Below are 22,457 nucleotides of genomic sequence, written 5' to 3'. Positions count from 1 at the left end.
GCCTTTTCCGGGACCACCATGCTCAAGCAACTACTCGCCCGCAAGACCGACTTCAGCCACGACGAAAACCAGCATGGGCCAGGCCTGCGCCGCACACTGGGCCCGTGGGGCATCACGGCGCTGGGCATCGGTGCGGTCATTGGCACCGGCATCTTCGTGGTTACCGGGACCGCGGCCGCGGAGCACGCAGGCCCCGCGGTGCTGATCTCCTTCATCCTCGCGGCGATCTGCAGCGGCTTCAGCGCCCTGTGCTATGCCGAGTTCGCCACGCTGATCCCGATTTCCGGCAGCTCCTATTCCTATGCCTATGCATCGCTCGGCGAGTTGGCGGCCTGGTTCATCGGCTGGAACATGGTCGCCGAGTACGGCATCTCCGCCGCGGCGGTAGCGGCCAGCTGGACCGGCTATTTCACCAGCCTGCTGGACCATGTCGGGGTTCACCTGCCAGTGGCACTCACCGAAGCGCCGCTGGCTTTCACCGACGGGCGGCTGGTCGCGACCGGGCACCTGTTCAACATGCCCGCCGTGGCGATCGTGCTTGCACTGACGTGGCTCTGCTACGTGGGCATCCGCGAGTCCTCGGGACTGAACGCGCTGATGGTGCTGATCAAGGTCGGGCTGATCGTGGTGGTGGTCGTGGCCGGCTACCGCTATGTGAACCCGGCCAACTGGCATCCGTTCATTCCCGAGCCCCAGGGCGACGGGCGCTATGGCTGGTCGGGAATCATGCGTGGTGCGGCCATGGTGTTTTTCGCATACATCGGCTTCGAGGCCACCTCCACCGCGGCGCAGGAGTGCAAGAACCCGCAGCGCGACCTGCCCTTCGGCATCATCGTCTCGCTGGTGATCTGCACCGTGCTCTACCTCGCCATGGCGGCGGTGCTAACGGGCTTGGTCCCGTATACCGTGCTGGATACGTCCGAGCCGGTGGTCACCGCCGTTGCAGCGCACCCTCAGCTGGACTGGCTGCGATTGATCGTCGAGATCGGCGCCATGATCGGGCTGTCGTCGGTCGTGCTGGTGATGATCATTGCGCAGCCCCGGATCTTCATGATCATGGCCCGCGACGGCATGTTGCCGAGCGTGTTCGCCAAGGTGCACCCGCGCTATCGCACGCCGCACATCAACACGCTGATTACCGGCGCCCTGATCGCGCTTCTGGCAGCGGTGTTTCCCCTAGATCTGCTGGCCAATCTCACCTCGATGGGCACGCTGATCGCCTTCTCCGCCGTCTGCGCCGGCGTGCTGATCCTGAGGCACACCCTGCCCGAGTTGCCCCGGACGTTCCGCGTGCCGTGGGTATGGTTCACCTGCATCGCCGGCGTCGGCAGCTGCTTCGCGCTGCTCTTCAGCCTCGACTGGTTCAACTGGGCCGTGCTCGGCGTCTGGACGCTGCTCGGGTTCGCGATTTACTTCCTCTACGGCCGCAAGCACAGCGTGCTGAAGCAAACCTCGGAGGCAACGAACGGCGTCTAAATGCGCCGAACGGCAGCAAAAAGGAGAGAAATCTCCCGAATCGTCGACCATCGGCAGATATTCCGTGGTGCTGGTCACGCGCCGTCGGCAAGGGAAGTCCCGGCCGGAATTTTTGTCGCAAGTCGCTGTATTAAAACGATTTAACGATATATTTCTGCGGAAAATTGGCCGCAGGTCCGCCAAAGTCGGCGGGGGCGAGAGTATGATCCGTGGTCCGCGGGTATATCACTTGGCAGTGGGCCCCGGATCGCCGCCCGGCGCGTCGGACAGGGTCAGCTCCTCATCCCGACGCGCCGGGCAGCACTTTTAGGCATCGCCGCACATGGCGCCGCGTACGCACAAACGAAAAAGGCCGGCTTCGCAGCCGGCCTTTCTTTTCATCCTGCAGCAGACGGAAAAACTATCAGCCCGCCTTCACCGCGTGCGATACGCACCAGCCCTTCGCGCTCACTGCCTTGCCCGGGAACAACTGGCAGGGGCCGAAGCCGGTGGGACCCCCGCTGTAGAACTGGCAATTGGCGCAATTGTCGCCGGCCTTGTGCTTCGGATCCTTGGTCTCGCTGGCGTTCTCCACGTAACCGAGCGCCTTCGCAGTCGGATCCGACTCCGAAACATGCGGCAGATCGGCAGCGCGTGCCAAGCGCGGCAGCGTACCAACCACTACCGCCGCCGCGGCCGTACCGGCAGCGATCTTGAGGAATCGACGACGCGACTCAGTGCTTTCTTCGTGGGACATTGGCAAACCTCCGTCATGGATAAACTGCCGCCGACGCGGCGATTGACTACGTGATGCTAACCCTTTGACCGCAATGTTTCCTGACTTGCGAGAATGGCTCGCATTAACCGATGGCGCGCCGACTGCTCATGTTATCCTTTCGACCCGTTTGGACGTCCAAATAGCCATGTCACCAGCGCTGCCACAGAACATTTCATCCGACGCGTTCTTCGCCTGCGCCGACGCGATTGCACAGTCCGCGCGAGAACTCGCCGCGCTCGGATGGACCCCCGCCACCAGCAGCAATTTCTCGATGCGGGTGGACGATTCGCACGCCGCCATCACCGTTTCCGGGCGTGACAAAGGCAAGCTGGATCGCGGCGACATCATGCTGATCGACCTCGATGGACATGCCGTTGGCAGCGAGGCGCGGCCCAGTGCCGAAACGGCGTTGCACACGCAGGTGTATCGGCGCTGGCCGGCGATGCAGGCGGTACTACACACCCATTCGCGCACCCAGAGCGTGGCTTCGCGTCTATTTGCCGCAGACGGGGTCATCCGCCTGCGCGGCTGGGAGCTGCAGAAGGCGATCACCGGTTTCGACACGCATGAAAGCGTGCTGGAGATACCGGTATTCCCCAACACTCAGCAGATGCCGGAGCTGGTCGCCCGGGTGGATGCGTGGCTGGATGAAGGAAAGCCGCTGCACGCCTATCTGATCGACGGCCACGGCATCTACACCTGGGGACGCACCATGGCAGAAACGCGTCGTCACCTGGAGGCGCTGGAGTTTCTGCTTTCCTGCGAACTGGATCTGAGGAGGTTGTCCGCATGAGCCGTCTGCGCATCTACGAAGACACCCGCCCGGACGGGGCGCTGGCCGAGCATCACGACCATGTGGCCATCGCGGCCGCGCTGGCGGCGGTGGGCATCCGCTTCGAGCAATGGCAGGCGGCCCAGCCGGTCGCTCCCGGCGCCAGCCAGGATGAAGTGATCGCAGCCTATCGGGCCGACATAGACCGGCTGATGGCCAGCGGGGGCTACCAGGCGGTGGACGTGATCAGCCTCGCCCCCGACCATCCGGACCGGGCCGCGCTGCGAAAAAAATTCCTGGACGAGCACACCCACAGCGAGGACGAAGTGCGCTTTTTCGTTGCCGGCGCGGGACAGTTCACGCTGCACATCGATGGCAAGGTCTACGAGGTGCTCTGCGAACAGGGCGACCTGATCGGCGTGCCCGACGGTACGCCGCACTGGTTCGACATGAGCGAATCGCCCTATTTCGTCGCCATCCGCCTGTTCACCAACAAGGAAGGCTGGGTGGCCAACTTCACCGGCACGGAGATAGCGGGCCGGTTTCCCCGCATGACGCCACACCGCAGCGGCGACGCCTGATGGCGCCACCGGCAGATGCAAGGACACACCGATGATCGAGATCCGCGCCATCGTCACTGACATCGAGGGCACCACCAGCTCGATCGACTTCGTTCGCGACGTACTGTTCCCGTACGCGCGCAAGCGCCTGCCGGCCTTCATCGAGACCCACGTGGATACGCCCGAAGTGCAGCACTGGCTGCATGAGGCGGCCCGCGAGGCAGGGTTGATCGAGGCAGATCGGCAGGAGGTGATCGAGATGCTGCTGCGCTGGATCGACGAGGACCGCAAGTCGACCGCCCTGAAGGCGCTGCAGGGAATGATCTGGAAAGAAGGCTACGAGGCCGGCGACTACCGTGCCCACCTCTACGGCGAGGTGCCGGCGCGCCTGCGCGCCTGGCGCGCCCAGGGCCTCAAGCTCTACGTTTACTCGTCGGGCTCGGTGCCGGCACAAAAGCTGTTTTTCCGGCACAGCGAGGCAGGCGACCTCGGTCCGCTGTTCGCCGGCTACTTCGACACCCAGACCGGCCCCAAGCGCGAGGCCGCTTCGTATACGGCCATCGCCGAAGCGATTGGGGAGCAGCCGGCGCACATCCTGTTCCTGTCCGACATCCTCCAGGAACTCGACGCGGCTCGGCTGGCGGGATTCCAGACTGCCTGGCTGCTGCGCGATCCGCTGCAGGAGCTGCCGCCCTCGGCGGCGCATCCGGCCTATCGCGATTTCGACGCGATCAGCGTCTGACCAGGGCGGCACTCCGTGCGCTTGCTGCTCACTGCCCTGCTCGCTTTCGCCACCGGCGCGGCGTTGACCGCAACGGTGGCACACCAGTCGCCACCCTCCGCTGTCCTCGTGCCACACCCACCGGCCACGGCGGCAACTGCCGTGAAGACAGCCGCCGACGCCGAGCCCGTGGATACGCCCCCGGACCGATGGCCCGTCGATGCTCCTTCGCCCGAGCAGGTGCTTTACGCCCAGCCCCGCCTGTTGCGGCGCGCGCTCGATCAGCTGACACCGCCTGTCGCAGGCGTACCCAACCTCTATCTGGTGACGTTCGCCGGGGATGGCAGCGAAGACGTCTTCCGCAACGAGGCGGAATACGCGGCCCGTTTGTTCGAGCAGCGCTACGGCCGGCGCGCTCACAGCGTGGTACTCGCCAACAACCCTGCAACGCTCGACACATTGCCCTTGGCCAGCTGGAGCAATCTGGAAAATCTGCTGACTGCGCTGTCGCGCGTGATGGACCCGCGGCGCGACATCCTCATGCTTTACCTCACCAGCCACGGCGACCCGGAGCACAACCTGCTGGTGGACATGGATCCCCTGCCGCTGGACCAGATCGGCGCCCGCGACCTCGCCGGCATCCTGGAAGAGCACCCGTTCAAGTGGAAGGTCGTGGTGGTGAACGCCTGCTATTCCGGCGGATTCGTCTCACCCCTGCAGGGGGATGGCACCCTGGTGATGACCGCAGCCCGCAGCGACCGCTCCTCGTTCGGCTGCGGCAGCGACTCCGACGCCACCTACTTCGGCCGCGCATGGCTCGTCGACGCACTCAACCGCACACCTGATCCCGTCCAGGCGTTTCGCGACGCCAGTGCGGAAGTGGCCCGCTGGGAGTCCCGCGACCATCTCACCCCGTCCGAGCCACAGATCGCGGTGGGCGCGGGGATCGAACAGCAACTGTCCAAATGGCGCGCGGGCATCCGCGCCGGCTCGCCGCTACCCTTCCGACCCGGCGAACGTACCGGCGCACCTGCGACCCAGTAATCGTGGGAGCACACTCTCCCGGTCGAGGCCTTCCGTTCCACAGCTAGATAGCCCGAACGCTTGCGCTGAGACGGGTGCACCACCGCCTGCTCATTCCTTGCGCGGTGAGGACGAACCCTCCGCTCCGCCACGGCGGCCGGGATGCCGGGATGCCGGGATGCCGGGCCAGCGTGAGCGCGAATCCCGCGGCATACCGGGGAAACAGGCGAACGGCGTCGCCCGGCGGGCCGTCCGGATCAAGCAGGGCTAGAGCAGCGGCAGAAGCTTTGCCCGGAGCGCCTCGACCCGCGTAAGCATGGCCTCATCCAGCTCCTCGGGCCTGAGCTTGCCCATGATCCTCTCCAGCACGCGCGCCTCCTCAGGGTCGATCGACCCATCGCGCTCGGCGATCGAAACAAGTTGATCGAGTTCCGCCGGATCCAGCCGGCCGTCATCCTGAAAGCATTTGATCGAGGCGATGGCGATCTCGAGGTGGCTGTGTTGTTCCTTCATGAACCTGTCTCCTGAACATCGGTTTGATCACTGGTGGCCTGGGCGAGCCGCTTCTGCAGATCATCGCGCATGGCCACGATTTCCGCGGCGAGGTTCCGGCGAGCGGCCATGCCGTCGCGGTGGATCTGCCGCACTTCCTCGACCGTGCTGATCAGCGTCTCATTGACGGTGCGCAACGTCTCCAGGTCGACGATCGATCGCTGGTTGGCACGCGCCGCGCCCACGGTGGCCGCGTGCACCATCTCGGCGTTCTTGCGCATCAGCTCGTTGCTGGCGTCGTCGATGGCGTTGGCCAGCTCCACCGCGCTGCGCTGGTCGGCCAGCGACAACTGGATCGCGAACTGGTTGCGCCACATGGGTATGGTCACGTCCCGAACCGCGCTGAACTTCTCGATCAGCTGGATCGCATTCGCCTGGATCAGCCGGATCATCGGCAGGGTCTGTTCCGCCACCTGCTGCAGTACCTGCAGGTCCGATACCCGCTTGTCGATGAGGCGCAGCGCGTTGTCCAGTTCCGCCCGGCGCACGCGGGAGTCCGGATCATCCTGACCGCGCAGCGCCTCCAGCTCCTGCTGCAGCTCGCCGATGCGCACCCGCCCGGCGGCAATGTGGATGCCGAGCTGGTGGCGCTCTTCGCGCACGATCTCGTGCATCTGGTCGTACTCGCGCACGCGCTGCTGCTGCGTGGACTGCGTGTTGCCGACATCGATCATCAACTGATCGATCTGCTGGTTGGTGGTGCTGTAGCGCTGCACCAACTCCCCTTTCCCGGCCTTCATGCGATCCAGCAACGGACCGATGATCGGTACGCTCGATCGCTCGTTCAGGCCTGCGAGCTTGAGGCTGCGGGCAATCCGCACCACCTCGCCCAGCTTTTCGCCGCTGCTGTCGAGATCGGCATTGCGAACCTTCTCCAGCAACTGCGTGCTGAACGTGGTGGTGCGTCCGGCCGCCTCCCGACCATAGCTGTGAAGGTTGCCGGGACTGAGATCCTGCAGTGCCCTGGCCGCCTCCATCACCTGCTCGATGTCCGCAGTGGAGAGGCCCAGGTCCCGGAGCGCTGCGTCGCTTAGCGCCGGCGATATCGGTGCCGGGTGGTCGTTCGGGGTGGGGTCGGTCATGGGAGCGTCCTCATCGGGGCGTGGAATCGTCGGGAGAGAATGAAATCGGTGGAGCTCCGCTCGGCGCATCCGATGCAAGGTCCTGCACGGAATCGAGCGAACCATGGCTGCCTGAAGCGCCGCCTGCGCGCTCAGCCCGGCGCGGAGCATGCGCTGCTGGTCGAGCAGCATTTCGACGTGGGGCAATATCCGCCGCGCCCGCTGGGTCAGCTGCCGGTGGTGAATGACCATCAGTCCGAGGTGGCTCGCGGTCGTGCTCAGGCTGGTGCTCAGCGTGGCCAGATGGTGCAGCCCCCGCTGTTGCTCGTCAGTCGGAGGCTGGCCGACAAGCCGGCTGGACTGCCGATCGAGTTCCTCGATCGCGGCGCGCAGCGCAACGCCGAGGGCCTCCAGTTGTTGATCATGTTCGGCCAGCCGGCCTAGCTGCTGGCGGGCCTGCAATACATGCACCCCGAGCTCGCTGCGCAGGGCGTTGGCCTCGACCTGCAGCGTGATATCTCGGCCCAGCAGACGACCCAGCCACCCGACGCTGCGTCGCAGCGCGGCAGGTTCCGCCGCCAGCACGATCCGGTGGATCGCCTGCAGGTGCTCGAGCAGGCCCGGTGCCGGCGACGCCGCCAGCGTGGCACGAGCCTGCTGCTGCAGCCGACGGTGTTGTTCACCGTCATCCGCCGGGATGTTTCCCGGGCCGCCGGTCCCCGATGCCGGTGCCGGGCCCGTGATCAAGGGAGCGACCCTTCGCCGGATTGACCCGGTTTCGACGCCTCTGCCTGCGCCTGTTCGCTCAGGAATCGCAACCGCGCCAGTTCGGTACCGAACGCGACCTCCCTCGCCTCCCTGGCCTTTGCCCTGCGCTTGCCACTGTCCACGGCCGCTTCGGGCGCGTCCGTGTCCTGCTCGAGCCGGTCCGACAGTTCGATCAGCGCTTCGTTGAGCATGTTCTGCCGCGCCAGGGTGGCGCGCAGGATGTCGAACATCGACGTCTGCAGCGTTTCCGCGCCGGGGTCCACCGATGCGCCAGGCGCTGCTGCCGCCGGCTTGAGCGCCTGCAGATTGCCCGCGATGTCGGCCAGCTGCGCCACCATGCGTCCGCCGACGTCAGCCTCCTCGCCGCCCATCGCCTTGTTGCGCATGAAATCCACCTTGATCTGCGCCCAGCGCGCCTGCTGCGCGCTACTCATGATGCCGCGGATCTCGGCCAGCTTGAGCAGGTTTTCCTCCGCTCCGCTCGTCAACAGCTGCGACTCACCCAGATAGTGGTCGGACACGATCTGCTGCAGCTCCGGGTCGTTCATCACGGGCGAGATCTTCTCCGCCAGCTTGTTCATGTTGCGGTAGCTGCCCTGCAGCTTGAAGGCAGGCTCGACGCGGTACTTGTCGGCCTGCGAAGCACTCTCGATATACGCCTTGTTGACCCGGTAGACGATGTCGCGCACCTTCATCAGGCGCTGCAGCACCGCCACGATCTCGTTGATCTCGGCGCCGCTGTAGCCATGCTTCAGCGCGTTGTTCGACACCTCCTTGCCGCTCGCCTTGTCCATCAGCAGGTAGAGGTCGTCCATGTCGCGGGTGGCCATGGGCGCCAGCACCGGGTTCGACGTCAGGCTGTTCTCGATGTAACTGAGCAGGAACGATTCTTCCATCCCGCCCAGCACGTCGCCGAGGTTGTAGATGTCGGCGCGGTTGGCCAGCATGTCCGGAATCCGGAAGACCTCGCCCGACTCCGTATAGGGGTTGCCTGCCATCACCACTGCGAACTTCTTGCCGCGCATGTCGTAGCTGCGCGTCTGGCCTCGCCACACACCCTCCATGCGCCGCGTGCCGTCGCACAGCGAGATGAACTTCTGCAGAAACTCCGCGCTCGTGTGCTGGATGTCATCGACGTAGAGCATCACGTTGCTGCCCATTTCCAGCGCAAGGTTCAGTTTCTCCAGCTCCTCGCGGGCGTTGGCGTCGGGAGCGCGAGCCGGGTCCAGTGAACGAACCTCGTGGCCCAGCGCAGGGCCGTTGATCTTCATGAAGACCAGGCCCAGCCGGTGTGCCACGTACTCCATGAGCGTGGTCTTGCCGTATCCGGGTGGGGAAATCATCATCAGCAGACCCATCAGGTCGCTGCGTTTTCCCTCGCCGGCGGTGCCCATCTGCTTGGCGAAGTTGTCGCCGATCATCGGCAGATAAACCTCGTTGATCAGTCGGTTGCGCACGAACGAGGTCAACGGCCTGGCCTTAAACGAGGACAGCCGCATGGCCTGCCGTTCCTGCTGGACCACTTCGGCGCGCAGCGCGAGGTAGCGCTGGAATCCCGGCACGAACTCGGTCAGGTGTCGCCGAAAGCGCGCGAGTGAGTCATCGATCGAGAGCTCCAGCCGCCCGCCGTCGATGCGTGGGTGCTGGCCCAGCAGGCCGGTCACTGTCGCCGACATGTCCGCGTTGCGCACCGTGACCTTTAGCGCACGCCCATGCAGGTAGAGCGCAGCGGCCTCGGCGGCGAAGCGTGCATGCCGGGCCAGCTCCGGCCGTGCCGCGATCGCCGAGATCGCCTGCTGCACCAGCAGCCATCGCACCGGCGGTCGCTGCTCGTGTTGCGCCAGGGTTGCCTCGAACACCGCACCGGCATCACTGCCGCGCAGGGCTTCGCGCAGCGCCTTGTCCAGCGCATCGGCGCTGGCGCTGGCCACGAACTCGGGGGTTGCCCCGGTAATGCTGTCGATAAGGTAGACGGCCGCATCGGCGGCCCGCGCATTGATCTGCGGGATGGCGCACGGCTCCGAACAGGCATCGCTGCGGATGGCCTCGGCCAGCTCGTCGTGCAGTCCCGCCAGTGCGGCGGCGCCGGTGCTGAGCGCATCGATGGCGCGTGCCGTCCGGATGCGCGCCGTCCACTCGTCGCTGGACGCCTTGGAGCGTGCCCAGAAGCTGAAAGCAAGCGCTCGCGCGGCCGGTGGTTGCACCAGCGTGCCGGCGGTGCGATGCAGGTGCAGCAGGGCCTTCAGAATCAGCGTTGCGTCGTGGTCGTGGATGCCCTTCTCGTAGCCGTCGCGGTAGCGCGGCGCCGCATGCTCGCGCACTGCCTTCGCCAGGGCATCGGGATCCTGTGCCAGCTGCTGCAGGCGCGCCAGAGTTAGGCCGTCACGTGATGCGACGGCGGCGTCCAGCATCTGCCCGGCGAGGTACTCGCCCCGGTAGAGCTCCGGCGACTCCGATTCGAGCGAGACGGACCAGAACGGCTCGAGCGCCGCCAGCTCCGGGTTTTCGATCGGCTCCATGAAATCCGTGCCGGTGAGGTGCACAGCCAGCGTGTCGCCCCTTGGCAGCAAGGTGAGGTCGAGCGGCTGGGTATTGACGCTGAAGCGGTGCCGCGGCCCCAGCCTGATGACGTTCCCGCCGTCCTCGAACAGGTCGCTGCGGTCGCGCAGGGCGCGGACCGCCTGGTCGCGGGCGGCCTTGATCCGCGCCTCGACATCATCCGCCTTCACCGAGTCTTTCAGCTCGCGCAGGCGCAACACCAATTCGCGCAGTTTCTGGATCAGCGGATCGCTGGCGAAGAACGCATTGAGCGCATCCGCGCTGTCGAAGCGTTCGGTGCGCCTGCCAAGCCCCTCAAGGATGCGCTGCGCTGCATCCATCACCGAGGCCGCCTTGCGCTGGCGCTCGTCGAGCAGCACCTGCTTGTGGCTCTGGAACGCCTCAAGCAACTCCTCGCGCTTGTCGAGGATGTCGCCCAGAAACTGCTCGTGCTCACCGAACTGGCTCTCGATCTCCTCCAGTTGCACCATCAACCGTGCCAGCTGTTCGTCGGCCTTTTCGGGCGTGCCGGCCATGCCCAGCGCGCTGGTGACGGACTGGCCGAAGAGCGTGAACTGGGCGCCGAACTGCGCTATCGCTTCGGCCGATCCGAGCGACTTGCGACGCAGCTCCGCACGCGCCCTGGCCTGGTTGAGCCGCGCGTAAAGCGCCGACAGCCGGTCGACCACCTGTGTGCGCTGGGCCGGGTCGTCTACCTTCAACGACGCCAGCAACTCCGACAGCATGTCCATGTCAGCGGACATCGTCCGCATCTGTTCGAGACATTCGACCAGTTGGGTCGCCGTGGCAACTTTCTGGGCCAGCTGATCGAGTTCGTCGACACGCTTTTCGAACGGTGCAAACACCGTGGCGCTGGAGAGGAACCTGCCGGTGGCGGCGCCGACGCGCTCATGTGCCTGCGTCAGCTCGTCCGACATCGCGTCGAGGGCAGCGGTGTCGATGTATCGGTAGTCGCGGATCGTCAACAGATGCCCGCGCAGGGCAGCGATCTCTTTCAGGCCGGTGACATAGTCCTCGACCCGGGTCCACCCGTCCGGCTGCAGGCGGCCAAGCAGCGCGCGATGCTGTGCCCTGGCCTGCTCCATCGCCTGATCGGACTGGCGCCGGATCTCCACCACCTTCTGGAACTCGTCCAGCACCGATTCACTGGTCGCGGCCACCTCGTGGAGCAGGCTGGCCAGCCCGTCGACGTGCTCGTCGTCAATCCAGTGATGAAGGTCGAACAGGCGACGGGTGTTGTGGGCGAGCAGTTCGTAGCGCCGGGCATTGACGTCCTCGCTCGCGATGTCGCGGGCCAGGTCATAGACATTGGAAATCGCCCGCACCCATTCGGCGTTGCCGATCCGCCCCATGAAGGTGCCGCTGGGGGGACGCTGTGCCGCGAACTCGTCGCTCGTGAACGGCGTCTGCCACACCTGCATCTGGTGCACCCGGGTGGGCTCATCGTTGCCGGCGTGGAACAGCACCATCCGGCCATCGGCCAACTGCGCATGGCCGTGCGCCAGTATCGGCGGCTGCAGCTGGCGCTGAACCAGGTTGTAGACCAGCAGCGCAGCCATGCCGCCCTGCGGCTCATAGAAGACATAGAGCACGTCTTCGCCGTTGGGCGAACGAATGGTGCGCTTGTACTGCATGCCGGCAACCGCGGCATCGAACGCCTTGTGTTCACCGTTCTGCAGGTAATACCCGCCGGGAAAAATGATGCCGTGGTCTTCCGGCAACTGGATGCAGGCCTGCACGATCGCGTCGACTCGCGAGACCTTGCCGGTCGTGGTGTTGAACACCAGCCCACGCCATTGCGCCTCGCGATAAGGCAGCACCTTGAGCAGAATCAGTGAACCGACGCGTGCGAATGCCACCTGTGCGTCGTCCAGCGACTGGGTGCGATCCTCCACCGGCTCGCTGTAGACGCCCTGACCGGTTTCGGTGTTGTTCTCGACCTTGATGGTGAGGTCGCCGCCGATGGTCTCGACGAACAAGGTGTCCAGGATGTTCAGGTGCGGAAAGCGCCCGCTCACTTCCATGTCCTTGGTTGCCCGGACCCACTCGAAATCGAAGGCCGGCGGCATCGCGATGTCGCGCTCGCCGCGACTGTCGATGTAGTTCACCTCGCCCTGCGCCGACAGTTGCCAGCGGAACACGCGCGCGTCGGTCGATTTCAGTCCCACCTGAAAAGCGGCCAGCAGCTTGCCTTCCTTGATCTGCAGCTGCAGCAGGCGCGCTTCCTTGTAGTACTCGTACAGCTCGTTGAAGTCGCGCTGGAACTGCGGCTCGGCGAGGAAGCTGCCGGCGATCTCCACCGGCGTCACGTCATAACCTTCGGCCGTTTTCACCAGGCGATACAGGCTGAACACGTCGGCGACAGCGGTGCTGGCCTTCAGGCCGAGAAACACGTTGTAGCCGAACAGCAGCAGCTCACCGACCTGCACGATGTCGCGACCGACCGCATTCTGTTCGCTGCGCACGCGCAGACGGCCGACGATCTCCATCCTGGAATCGCCGAATTCCTGCAAACGCCTGGCATTGAGCGCCTCGGCGGTCTCGTGCAGGCGTCGCCCCTGCACGGTCAGGCGCTTGCGCAGCACCTCGTAGGCGCCGCCCTGCGCCACCGCCTGGTCCAGCGAGTCGGTGGCGTCGCGGTTGATCGGATCAGTCATGCTCGTTCAGTCCTTGGAAGGCGAAAGCGCGAGCGCGCACGTCGCGTGGACAGGCTCACTACCTCACGCCTCGGCCGACAGATCCGACGCGGGCGCACCGGTCAGCTTGCTCAGCAGCTGCTGCATCGCGGGGCTGGATCCGGTGATGCCCTCGATCGCCTTGCCGATCGACATGCCCTTGGTCAACGCATCGAACACGCCGCCGTCGCCACCGATCAGCTCGATGTTCGCGCCCTGGAGTGCCTGGCCGATGACGCCGGCACTTTCGCGGGACACCTCCTTGCCCGCTTCCAGCGTCGCCAGCACCTGCCGCAGGGTCGTCTCCAGCTGCATGCGGAACTCCTCGTGCGAGCGCGCTTCCGGGCTCATCCTGCCCATCGCCTCGAACTTCGACGTGAGGCCCTCGGACTCGGCCGACATCTTGCGACCCACGGCATCGGCTTCGGCCACGCCCATCGCCATGGTGGCATCGGCCCTGGCCTGGCCCATCTTGGCCTGACCGCCGGCCTCGGCTTCAAGGCGCTCGGCCAGCACCCGGGCCTCGGCGTTGCCCTGCTTGTAGTTGGCGTCCGCCTTGGACTCGATCACGCGCGCTTCGGCCACGCCGGTCTTCTCGATCGCGCCGGCCATGGCCTCCTTGACTTGCGCATCGGCCAGGCCGGGTGCGGCCCGCTCTGCGCGGGTGCCCTCGGCGATGATCTTCTTGGCCTCGGACTGCTTGCCTGCCGCCACCAGCTCGGCCTCGGAGCGCACCGTCAGCTCGTTCGCGCGGTGGCGCGCCGCCTGCTCCGCTGCCTCGGCCGACTTCACGTCCATCACCAGCTTTTCCTGCGCCTGCGCCTCCGCCGCCAGGATCGCCACCTGCTTGGCACGATCGGCCTCGGCCACCTGGCGGGTCTCCTTGATCTTCTCCTCGGCCACGGCGACCGTCTGTTCGATCTGGGTGCGCTCGCGCACCACGTTGGCCACGTCCATGCGACCCTGCTCGACCACCTTGTCGCGCTCGACGCCCTGCAGCTGCACTTCCTTATCGGTGGTGACCTGCTCCAGCTGGCCCGCACGTGCAACGCGCTCGACCTCGATGGTCACCGCGCGCCGGCGGTTCTGCTCGGCCACTTCGACCTGGCGCAGCTGTTCCTGCTCGCGGATCTTGATCTGCTCGTCGGACTCCAGCCGCGCACGTTCCGCCACCAGCCGCGCCTCTTCACGAACCTTGGCGGTCTCGGCCTCCTCGCGCGCTTCCACCGTGGCGACCTCGCGCTTCTGCTTGGCCACCGCTTCGGCCTGCTGGCGCTCCATCTGCAGCATGTTTTCGCGCGTTTCGGTGTTCTTCTTTGTGATCGAGAGCCGCTCGTTCTGCTCCAGCTCGTTGGTGCGCACGTTCTGCATCGCGGTGAGCTCGGTAATCTTGCGAATACCTTCCGCGTCCATGATGTTGCTCGGATCCAGGTCCGCCTTGCGCGTCTGCTCCAGGTAGTCGATGGCCACGTCCTCGAGGACGTAGCCGTTGAGATCCTTGCCGATCACGTCCACGATCGCATCGCGGAATTCCTGGCGCTTCTCGAACAGTTCGATGAATTCAAAGCGCTTGCCGACCGTCTTCAGGCCCTCGGAGAACTTGGCGTTGAACAGTTCTTCCACCGCATTGCGGTCCGAGGCGCGTGCCGCGCCCACCGCCTTGGCCACGCGCAGCACGTCGGCCGCGGTTTCGTTCACCCGCAGATAGAACGCCACCGCGATGTCCGCACGCATGTTGTCGCGGCAGATCAGGCCTTCCTTGCCGCGGCGATCCACCTGCAGGGTGATCAGGCTGATCTGCATTTCCTCGGCCTTGTACAAGACCGGAATGATCAACGCCCCGGTGAAGTGCACCTTGGGCTGCGAGCTCAGGTCGTTGACGATCAGCGCAGTGCCCTGGTCGACCTTGCGGTAGAACGCCTTGAAGAGGCCGAACACGCCGAGCGCGAGCAGCAGCAGGACGCCGAGCCCGATCGCAAACGGGAGGACAAGAGGAAGTGACATGGGTTGCTCCTTTGCGGGAATCGTTGTGCCGTGGCTACTGCGCCCGGCCGTTTGGACAGGTCAGCGCTGGTTGAATTCGGCTTCGGAAATCACGGCGTGGGTGTGCGCCTGGGCGTCATGCGACAGCAACACCACGCGTTCGCCGCGCGCCAGCGTTTCGCCGGCAGACGACCGCACCTGCAGGATGAGGCCGGCGCCGCCGTCGTCGAACGCCGCACGCCCGCCTTGCGCGTCCACCTGGGGCGAGATCACCGTGCCCACGCGGCCGATGATCGATGCGTTGGCAGAGAACTGCAGCCTGGCCAGCCAGCGGCTGAGCGGCCGCAGCAGCAACGAGGTCAGCAGCGCGCCGGGTACCAGCACCGCAAGCAGGGTTCCGATGCCGGCCAGTACGCGTAAACCTTGGGACAGATGCCCCAGCAGCGCCAGGTGCACGAAGTACGTGCCCAGCCAGCAAAAAAAGGAAAGCGCGGTCAGCACGATCATGATCGGCACCCGGGCGAGCCCGAGCCTGGCGAGCACGCCTGCGGTGGCTACCGAATCGACCCCGTCCGAATGCCCGGGCATGCCGTGCGCAGCGTGAGCGTCCCCCAGCAGCAGGCCGTCCATTGCGTCGACATGAAAAAGGCCGGTCATGGCCAGCAGCCAGTACACCACGCAGAACGCCAGCAGCACGCTGTAGACCACGGTCGGGAAGGTGAGACAGGTCTGGAGGAACTCATGCATGACGGGCAACCGGTGCAACGACTGGCCGGGCAAACGGCTGCGCCAAGGGTGCAGGCAGGCGTGCCGAGCCGATGCGGCTCGTGAAGGCGAGCCGGGCACTGGCGGCAAGAGAGTGCGGCGAGGAGCCTCCAGACGCGCTGCGCGAGCCGTCGGACACCACCGCGGCCAACACCACGCGGTTGAGGACTTCAGACGCCATCGTTGGCTTCAATGCGGTCTTCCCTGCCATGCGGAGCGCCGTCTCGGACGTCGCCCCGGCAGCGCCGCTGGCCGGCTGCGGCAGACGCTTCCACGTCTCGCCGTCAGGCCTGCACAAGGCGCAGAACACGTGGGTTCGCCCGTTCAAAAACGCTGTCTCGGGTTCACGTGAACCGCGCTTTCAGGAGTTCCCCCACCCCAGGGGCGAGTATGCGGCAACGGCAGCGAATCCGCAGCACATACCCGGCTCCCTCGGGCCGCTCGGGCAGTCAGGTTCCCCGCCGCCACCACACCGGAGTGGCGCCCGCCGCTACGCCGTGAAACTAGGACTGCGGGCAATCGCCCAACAGGCGGGTGGCCTGCTTGGCGCAGTCACTGGCGGGCGGCGTGCCGGGCGGACAGCACGTCGGCTACCTCGCGCAAGGACAGCCCGCGCGCGCGCAGCGCGACGATGAGATGAAAGATCAGGTCTGCGGCTTCGCCCAGCAGCTCTTCGTCGCCTTGCACCACCGCCGCAAGCGCGGTCTCGACCCCTTCCTCGCCGACTTTCTGCGCAATGCGGCGGATGTCGCCCTCGAACAGGCGCGTGGTGTAGCTGCCCTCGGGACGCTCGGCATGACGTTGCGCCACCAGCGCATCCAGCTCGCCCAGAAAGCCGAGCGGCGGGACGACGTCGGTACCGAAGCAGCTCGAGGTGCCGGTATGGCAGGTTGGGCCGTGGGGCAGCGCACCCACCAGCAGCGTGTCCGCGTCGCAATCGGCACGAATCGACTGCACCGCCAGCACGTGGCCGGAGCTCTCGCCCTTGGTCCACAGCCGCTGCTTGGAGCGACTGAAGAAAGTGACGTGGCCGGTCTGCCGTGTCGCCTCCAGCGCCGCCGCATTCATGTATCCCAGCATCAGCACTTCGCCGCTGAGTGCGTGCTGCACGATGGCGGGCAAGAGGCCGTCGCCCTTGGCCCAGTCGAGGCGGGACAGCGGGTTCTGGGGCTCGGTCATGAGGAAACTCTTCTGGACGATGGAATGGAGGCGCGCGGTGTCGCGACAGCCCCGGACGTTGGCCTGCGTTACGCGGCAGGGTCCGCAGGCCGGACCGCCACGCCCTGCCCGGCCAGGTACTGCTTCAGCTGGGGAATCGCGATGGTGCCGGCATGGAAAACGCTGGCGGCCAGCGCACCGTCCACATCGGCCTGGGTGAATGCTTCACGGAAATGTTCCGCCGCCCCGGCACCGCCGGAGGCGACCAGCGGCACGTGGCAGAGCGCCCGAGCGGCACGCAGTTGCTCCAGATCGTAGCCCTCGCGCACGCCATCGCTGCCCATGCAGTTGAGCACGATCTCGCCGGCACCGCGACGCTGCGCCTCGACCATCCAGTCGAGCGTGCCGCGCGACAGCGCCTGGGTCTTGTCCGGATCGCCCGTGTACTGGCGCACGCGCCACTGGCCGTCGGCGTCGCGCAGTGAATCGATGCCGACCACCACGCACTGCACGCCGAAGGCCTGCGCGAGTTCGTCGATCAGTTCGGGACGTTCCAGCGCGGGCGAGTTCACAGAGATCTTGTCGGCGCCGGCATGCAGCACGGCGCGCGCCTCCTCCACCGAGCGGATGCCGCCGGCCACGCAGAACGGAATGTCGATTACCCGCGCCACGCGCTCCACCCAGGTGCGGTCCACGCTGCGCCCCTCGGGGCTGGCGGTGATGTCGTAGAAGACCAGCTCGTCGGCGCCCTCGTCGCGGTAGCGCAGTGCGAGGTCGACGATCTCGCCCATCACGACGTGGTCGCGGAAGCGCACGCCCTTGACCACCTGGCCGTCGCGCACGTCCAGGCATGGAATGATGCGGCGACTCAGCATGCGAGCGCCTCTTCGAGCGCAAAGCGGCCCTCCAGCAGCGCCCGACCCAGGATCACGCCGCCGGCGCCGACGTCGCGCACGGCGCGGATGTCCGCCAGCGAGCGCACGCCGCCGGAGGCCTGCACGGTCAATTCCGGCGCAATGTCCGCCAGGTGGCGATAGAGCTCAAGGTTGAAGCCCGCCAGCATTCCGTCGCGTTCGATATCGGTGCACAGCAGATGGCGTGCACCGCGCTGCGCGTACCACGGCGCGAGCTCGTCCAGGGTGCGTGCGCCGGTTTCGGTCCAGCCGGCACTGGGCAGTGACCAGCGGCCGTCGACGCGGCGGGTGTCGAGCGCGATCGTAAGGCGCTCCGGGCCATAGGTATCGAGCCATGCCGCAACCGTGTCGGGATCGCCGATGGCGATGCTGCCCAGCACCACCCGCTGCACCCCCACATCGAACAGCCGCCGCAGGTCGTCTTCATCGCGCACACCCCCACCGGCCTGCACCCGCAGGCCGTCGGCCGCCATCGCCCGGATCACCGCCAGGTTCGCGATCTGGCCGGAGCGCGCACCGTCCAGATCCACTACGTGCAGCCAGGACGCGCCCTCGTGCAGATAACGCCGGGCCAGCTCCGCCGGATCGTTCGAGTAGGTGGTCTGCTGCGCATAATCGCCCTGGCGCAGGCGGACCACGCGGCCATCGCGAAGGTCGATCGCGGGAATGATGTCGAAGCTCATAGGCTGAGAAAATTCCTGAGAAGTCTGGCGCCGACCGCGGCAGAGCGTTCGGGATGGAACTGCATCCCGTGGAAATTGCCGCGGGTGATCACCGCCGAGAACGGGCCACCGAAATCCGCCGTGGCCAGCGTGTAGTCGCCGACCGGCACCGCATAGCTGTGCACGAAATAGGCTTGCTCGCCTGCAACCAGTCCGGCCAGCAACGGATGAGGGCGCACCGGCGCCAGCGCGTTCCACCCCATGTGCGGCACGCGCAGGCCCGGTGCCTCGCGGAAGCGGCGCACCCGGGCATCGATGACGCCCAAGCACTCGGTGTCGCCCTCTTCCGAATGCGCGCACAGCAGCTGCATGCCCAGGCATACGCCCAGCACCGGCTGGGTCAGCGAACGCATCAGCTCGACCAGGCCCAGCTCGCGCAAACGGGCCATGCCCGGACCGGCCGCGCCCACGCCGGGCAGGATCACCTTGTCGGCACCGCGGATCGCGTCCGGATCGGCGGTGAGCGCCGCCTCCACGCCGAGGCGCTGCAGCGCATAGCGCACCGAGCCGATGTTCGTACCGCCCGCATCGACCAGCACCACGGCCATCAGAGCGTCCCCTTGGTGCTGGGCAGCTCGCTGCCTTCGCGGCGGATCGCCTGGCGCAGGGTGCGCGCCACCACCTTGAAACAGGCCTCGACCATGTGGTGCGCGTTGTCGCCATTCACCGTGAGGTGCAGGTTGGCGCCCAGCGTCTCGCACAGCGAACGGAACACGTGCGGCACCAGCTCGGTCGGGATGTCCCCCACGCGCTCGCGCGGGAAGCTGCCCTCGAACACGAAGTACGGCCGGCCGGACAGGTCCAGCGCGGCGCTGGCGAAGGATTCGTCCATCGGCAGCGTGAAGCCGTAGCGGCCGATGCCGCGCTTGTCGCCCAGCGCCTGCTTCAGCGCCTGGCCGAGTGCCAGTGCGCAGTCCTCCATCGTGTGGTGCTCGTCGATGTGGGTGTCGCCGTCGCAGGTCAGCTCCAGCGCAAAGCCGCCGTGCTTGCCGATCTGCTCGAGCATGTGGTCGAAGAAGCCCAGCCCGGTGTGGATCTTCGGCTCGGCCACCCGATCCAGATCCACGCTCACCGTGATGCGGGTTTCCTTCGTGTTGCGCTGGACCGTGGCGGTGCGCGGCGCATCGAGCAGGCGGTGCGCGATGGCCTCCCACGACTCGCCCTGCGGCCCCACGCGCAAACCACGCACGCCCAGGTTGGCGGCCAGCTGCAAATCGGTCTCGCGATCGCCGATCACCGCCGACGCCGCACGACTCCAGCCATCGTCGGCGAGGTAGTGGCGCAGCATGCCGATGCCCGGCTTGCGCGTATCGAGCCCTTCATGTGGAAAGCTGCGGTCGATCAGCTGCTCGCGGAACGTGATGCCCTGCGAAGCGAGGATGCGCAGCAGCAGCGCGTGCGGGCCGTCGAACGTGTCCTGCGGGAAGCTGGCGGTACCGAGGCCATCCTGGTTGGTGACCATGACCAGCTCGTAGCCGGCGGCCACGCAGCGCTGCAGTGCCGCGATCACGCCCGGCAGCAGCTCGAGCTTCTCGTAGCTGTCGATCTGTTCGTCCGGCGGCTCGACGATCAGGCAGCCGTCGCGGTCGATGAAGAGGATCTTGCGGCTCATGCAGGATTTCCCGAAAGCACGTCCAGCACGCGGGCGTTTTCCTCCGCCGTGCCGATGGTGATGCGCAGCGCATCGCCCAGGTTCGGATAGCGGCGCACGTCGCGCACTACGATGCCGGCGGCGAGCAAGCGCTGGTAGATAGCACCGGCGTCATCGAAGCGTACCGCCAGGAAGTTCGCCTGCGACGGCAGCACTTCGCGCACCCCGGGCAGCGCGGCGATCGCCGTGCGCATCCGCGCCCGCTCGGCCTTGATCTCAGCGATATGCCCGCGCGCCTGGGCCTGGCCGGCCGGCGACAACGCGGCCAGCGCCGCATCCACGCAGGGCAACGGCAGCGGATACGGCGGCATGATCCGGCGCAGCAGCGCGATGACTTCCGCGTTTGCCAAGAGCGTGCCGATGCGCGCTCCGGCCAGCGCCCACGCCTTCGAGAGCGTGCGCAGGATGCCGACATGCTCATGGCGGTCGATCAGCCCCGCCATGCTGCGTGCGTTGGCGAACTCGACGTAGGCCTCGTCGACGATCAGCAGCGCGCGCCCGGCGAGCGCCTGCGCCAGGCGTTCCACCGCGGCCAGCGGAATCACCTGCCCGGTCGGATTGTTGGGGGTACACACGAAGACCAGCTTCACCGCCGGGGTCACTGCTGCCAGCACGGTGTCGACATCCAGCGTGAAGTCGGCGGCCAGTGGCGCCTCGATCACCGCCGCGTTCTGGATGCGCGCGCACACCGCGTACATGCCGAAGGTCGGCGGCTGGATCAGGATCGCGTCCTCACCGGCGCGGCAGAACGCGCGCACCAGCAGGTCGATCGCCTCGTCGCTGCCGCGGCCCACCAGCAGCTGGTCCCGGCCCACACCGTAAAGCGCAGCCAGCGCGTCGACCAGCACGGCCGGTTGCGGATCGGGATAGCGGTGGCAACCAGCACCGGCCTCGCCGAACGGCGCCCACGCCGACTCGTTCGCGTTGAGCAGGATCTGCCCGCCGCTGGCCTCCATGCGCGCCGAGGAGTACGGCTGCATTGCGCGGATCTCCGCACGCGCCAGATCGAGCACGCTCATGCGCGGCCCTCCAGCACGTCCAGCCGCATCGATACCGCGCGGCGGTGCGCCTCCAGTTGCTCGGCAGCGGCCAGCGTCACCGTGCACGGACCGATCGCGCGCAGCCCATCGGCGCTCACCTCCTGCACGCTGATCTGCTTGACGAAGCTGGCCACCGACACGCCGCTGTAGCTGCGCGCATAGCCGTAGGTGGGCAGCACGTGGTTGGAACCACTGCAGTAGTCGCCGACCGATTCCGGCGTCCAGGCGCCCAGGAAGATCGAGCCGGCACTCTCAATGCCGTCGAGCAGCGCACGCGGCTCGGCGGTCTGGATGATCAGGTGTTCCGGTGCGTACTGATTGCTTACCGCCACTGCCTGGGCCAGCGAGTCGACTGCGATCAGGCGACTCTGCGCCAGCGCTTTGAACGCCGTCTCGCTGCGCGGCAGCGTGGCGCACTGGCGATCGACTTCCGCCGCCACCGCGTCGAGCAGCGCCGCGGAGGGGCTGAGCAGCACCACCTGCGAGTCCGGGCCGTGCTCGGCCTGCGAAAGCAGGTCGGCGGCGACAAAGGCCGGGTTCGCCTCACCGTCCGCGATCACCAGCACCTCGGACGGGCCCGCCGGCATGTCGATGGCCGCGCCGTCCGGATCACCGGACACCTGCAACTTGGCCTCGGTGACCCACGCATTGCCAGGACCGAACAACTTGTCGCACTTGGGCACGCTCGCCGTGCCATAGGCCATGGCGGCAATCGCCTGCGCGCCGCCAAGCTTGAACACGCGGTGCACGCCGGTGATGCGCGCGGCGTAGAGCACCGCCTCATCGCAGGTGCCGTCGGCGCGTGCCGGCGAACACAGCGCCACCTCGCGGCAGCCGGCGATCGCCGCGGGCACGCCCAGCATCAGCGCGGTGGACGGCAGCGGCGCGCTGCCGGCGGGTACGTACAGGCCGACGCGGGTGATCGGACGCAGCATGCGCTCCACGCGCACGCCCGGCGCGGTGTCCACGCCGACCGGGGTGGGCTGCGAGGCGCGGTGATAGGTTTCGATGCGACCGGCCGCTTCGCGGATCGCGGCCTTCAGGGTTTCATCGAGCGCCGCCTCCGCCGCGTCGAATTCGGCAGCCGTCACCTCGATGGCGTCGAGCGCGCAGCGGTCGTATTTCGCGCTCAGTTCGCGCAGCGCCGAATCACCGTGCGCGCGCACTTGGGCGATGATCGCCGCCACGCCCTGCTTGAGCTCGTCCGCGCGGGCCTGCGCCGGGCGCGCCAGCGCCTCGCGTCGGGCCGTTTGATCCAAGGTATTCCAGTCCAGCCGCTTCATGGTCTCGTGTCCTCGGG

The 22,457-nt window shown here is 66.8% G+C and carries 18 protein-coding genes; 5 read left to right on the top strand and 13 right to left on the bottom strand.

Annotation, left to right across the window (positions count from 1 at the left end; all coding sequences use genetic code 11):
- Positions 1–18: 18 nt before the first annotated feature.
- A complete protein-coding gene (locus tag VFG40_RS14670; protein ID WP_324898798.1) occupies positions 19–1,476 on the top strand; it encodes an amino acid permease in 1,458 nt (485 codons plus the stop codon).
- Positions 1,477–1,879: 403 nt separating this feature from the next.
- Here the strand turns inward: VFG40_RS14670 and VFG40_RS14665 are convergent, their stop codons facing one another.
- Entirely contained in the window at positions 1,880–2,212 is a 333-nt protein-coding gene (locus VFG40_RS14665; protein WP_324898796.1) for a high-potential iron-sulfur protein, read from the bottom strand.
- Positions 2,213–2,378: 166 nt separating this feature from the next.
- On the opposite strand from VFG40_RS14665, the gene VFG40_RS14660 reads away from it, so the two are divergent.
- The 4 genes from VFG40_RS14660 to VFG40_RS14645 are packed head-to-tail and all read left to right on the top strand — an operon-like array spanning position 2,379 to position 5,330.
- A complete protein-coding gene (locus tag VFG40_RS14660; RefSeq protein ID WP_324898879.1) occupies positions 2,379–3,026 on the top strand; it encodes a methylthioribulose 1-phosphate dehydratase in 648 nt (215 codons plus the stop codon).
- On the top strand, positions 3,023–3,586 hold the full coding sequence (locus VFG40_RS14655) for a 1,2-dihydroxy-3-keto-5-methylthiopentene dioxygenase (protein ID WP_324898794.1): 564 nt from the start codon (positions 3,023–3,025) through the stop codon (positions 3,584–3,586). The genes VFG40_RS14660 and VFG40_RS14655 overlap by 4 nt, the downstream gene beginning before the upstream one ends.
- Before the next feature lie 31 nt (positions 3,587–3,617).
- Entirely contained in the window at positions 3,618–4,307 is a 690-nt protein-coding gene (gene mtnC / locus VFG40_RS14650) for an acireductone synthase (RefSeq protein ID WP_324898792.1), read from the top strand.
- A gap of 15 nt (positions 4,308–4,322) precedes the next feature.
- The gene (locus VFG40_RS14645) at positions 4,323–5,330 is read left to right on the top strand and encodes a C13 family peptidase (protein ID WP_324898790.1); all 1,008 of its coding nucleotides are present in this window, start codon (positions 4,323–4,325) and stop codon (positions 5,328–5,330) included.
- A 246-nt stretch (positions 5,331–5,576) separates the two neighbouring features.
- On the opposite strand, the gene VFG40_RS14640 is transcribed toward VFG40_RS14645, so the two are convergent.
- The 12 genes from VFG40_RS14640 to hisD all read right to left on the bottom strand — a co-directional run bounded on the left by VFG40_RS14640 (position 5,577) and on the right by hisD (position 22,440).
- A complete protein-coding gene (locus tag VFG40_RS14640; protein WP_324898788.1) occupies positions 5,577–5,822 on the bottom strand; it encodes a hypothetical protein in 246 nt (81 codons plus the stop codon).
- Positions 5,819–7,669 carry a toxic anion resistance protein gene (locus VFG40_RS14635; RefSeq protein ID WP_324898786.1) on the bottom strand — a complete coding sequence of 617 codons (1,851 nt, stop codon included), beginning with the start codon at positions 7,667–7,669 and terminating at the stop codon, positions 5,819–5,821. Before VFG40_RS14635 ends, VFG40_RS14640 begins: the two co-directional genes overlap by 4 nt.
- Positions 7,666–12,906 carry a DNA repair ATPase gene (locus VFG40_RS14630; protein ID WP_324898784.1) on the bottom strand — a complete coding sequence of 1,747 codons (5,241 nt, stop codon included), beginning with the start codon at positions 12,904–12,906 and terminating at the stop codon, positions 7,666–7,668. The genes VFG40_RS14635 and VFG40_RS14630 overlap by 4 nt, the downstream gene beginning before the upstream one ends.
- Before the next feature lie 63 nt (positions 12,907–12,969).
- The gene (locus tag VFG40_RS14625) at positions 12,970–14,928 is read right to left on the bottom strand and encodes a hypothetical protein (RefSeq protein ID WP_324898782.1); all 1,959 of its coding nucleotides are present in this window, start codon (positions 14,926–14,928) and stop codon (positions 12,970–12,972) included.
- A 60-nt stretch (positions 14,929–14,988) separates the two neighbouring features.
- On the bottom strand, positions 14,989–15,654 hold the full coding sequence (locus VFG40_RS14620; RefSeq protein WP_324898780.1) for a hypothetical protein: 666 nt from the start codon (positions 15,652–15,654) through the stop codon (positions 14,989–14,991).
- A gap of 570 nt (positions 15,655–16,224) precedes the next feature.
- The gene (hisIE, locus tag VFG40_RS14615) at positions 16,225–16,851 is read right to left on the bottom strand and encodes a bifunctional phosphoribosyl-AMP cyclohydrolase/phosphoribosyl-ATP diphosphatase HisIE (protein ID WP_324898778.1); all 627 of its coding nucleotides are present in this window, start codon (positions 16,849–16,851) and stop codon (positions 16,225–16,227) included.
- Between the two features lie 68 nt (positions 16,852–16,919).
- On the bottom strand, positions 16,920–17,705 hold the full coding sequence (hisF, locus tag VFG40_RS14610) for an imidazole glycerol phosphate synthase subunit HisF (RefSeq protein ID WP_324898776.1): 786 nt from the start codon (positions 17,703–17,705) through the stop codon (positions 16,920–16,922).
- Entirely contained in the window at positions 17,699–18,427 is a 729-nt protein-coding gene (gene hisA / locus VFG40_RS14605; protein WP_324898774.1) for a 1-(5-phosphoribosyl)-5-[(5-phosphoribosylamino)methylideneamino]imidazole-4-carboxamide isomerase, read from the bottom strand. The genes hisF and hisA overlap by 7 nt, the downstream gene beginning before the upstream one ends.
- Positions 18,424–19,014, bottom strand: coding sequence for an imidazole glycerol phosphate synthase subunit HisH (hisH, locus tag VFG40_RS14600; protein ID WP_324898772.1), 591 nt, complete (start codon positions 19,012–19,014; stop codon positions 18,424–18,426). The genes hisA and hisH overlap by 4 nt, the downstream gene beginning before the upstream one ends.
- Positions 19,014–20,078, bottom strand: coding sequence for a bifunctional histidinol-phosphatase/imidazoleglycerol-phosphate dehydratase HisB (gene hisB / locus VFG40_RS14595; protein WP_324898770.1), 1,065 nt, complete (start codon positions 20,076–20,078; stop codon positions 19,014–19,016). Before hisB ends, hisH begins: the two co-directional genes overlap by 1 nt.
- On the bottom strand, positions 20,075–21,136 hold the full coding sequence (gene hisC, locus VFG40_RS14590; RefSeq protein ID WP_324898768.1) for a histidinol-phosphate transaminase: 1,062 nt from the start codon (positions 21,134–21,136) through the stop codon (positions 20,075–20,077). The genes hisB and hisC overlap by 4 nt, the downstream gene beginning before the upstream one ends.
- Positions 21,133–22,440, bottom strand: coding sequence for a histidinol dehydrogenase (hisD, locus tag VFG40_RS14585; RefSeq protein ID WP_324898765.1), 1,308 nt, complete (start codon positions 22,438–22,440; stop codon positions 21,133–21,135). The genes hisC and hisD overlap by 4 nt, the downstream gene beginning before the upstream one ends.
- Positions 22,441–22,457: the final 17 nt, after the last annotated feature.

The sequence above is a fragment of the Dyella sp. genome, from assembly GCF_035685805.1.
GTDB lineage: Bacteria > Pseudomonadota > Gammaproteobacteria > Xanthomonadales > Rhodanobacteraceae > Dyella_A.
Note: the sequence above shows the minus strand (reverse complement) of the source record. Positions and strands in the feature narration are given on the sequence as shown.